This window comes from Schinkia azotoformans, assembly GCF_035811335.1.
GTDB classification, from domain to species: domain Bacteria; phylum Bacillota; class Bacilli; order Bacillales; family Bacillaceae_J; genus Schinkia; species Schinkia azotoformans.
This window is the reverse complement of sequence record NZ_JARSMD010000066.1, coordinates 1-530: the sequence shown is the minus strand read 5'-3', so window position 1 is coordinate 530 and position 530 is coordinate 1. Positions and strand designations below refer to the sequence as shown.

Below are 530 nucleotides of genomic sequence, written 5' to 3'. Positions count from 1 at the left end.
GTTCATAAATAAAAAACAATGTCCAATTTCCTCCTCCTGATTTTCCTCCCCTTTTTCCCCTCAAACCCTTGTCCTGCTTATGCTCACGCCCTTTCCCCATCTTTTGGAATAGAAAAAAGTTTGTCCTGCCTTTCCCCCACTTTTGCTCAAACTTGTACTGAATTTTCATGGTCGTAGACATAAAAAACTTTGTCCAAAACTCCTGTATTTCTCCTGCTTTTTCTACCGTTTTTCCCCTGCCTTTTTTATTTTTCTCCTGCATTTCCTCCTGCTTTCTTCTCCATTTCCCTCATGCTCTTTCCTGCCATAAACCTTGATTTATCAGTATCTTTCAGGCTTTTATTCATACGTTTTATTCAATCTGGCTGACGTACCAAAGGTACGTATCCTCGCTTTTTTCCCGCTTTTTTCATACAAAAAAGACCGAAGGGCGACCAGGCTTTCACCTGATTTTCCTCCAGTCTTGACCATACTTTTTTATTTAAGGACACGCTTTTTTATCTAAGGACAATGTTTTTTAGGTGTGTACA

Annotated in this window: 1 protein-coding gene; it reads right to left on the bottom strand. The window is 39.4% G+C overall.

The genetic code is table 11. From position 1 onward, the window contains the following. The coding region (locus tag P9E47_RS22750; RefSeq protein WP_326165160.1) for a hypothetical protein at positions 1-262 on the bottom strand (262 nt) is incomplete at its 3' end. Between the last annotated feature and the right edge of the window lie 268 nt (positions 263-530).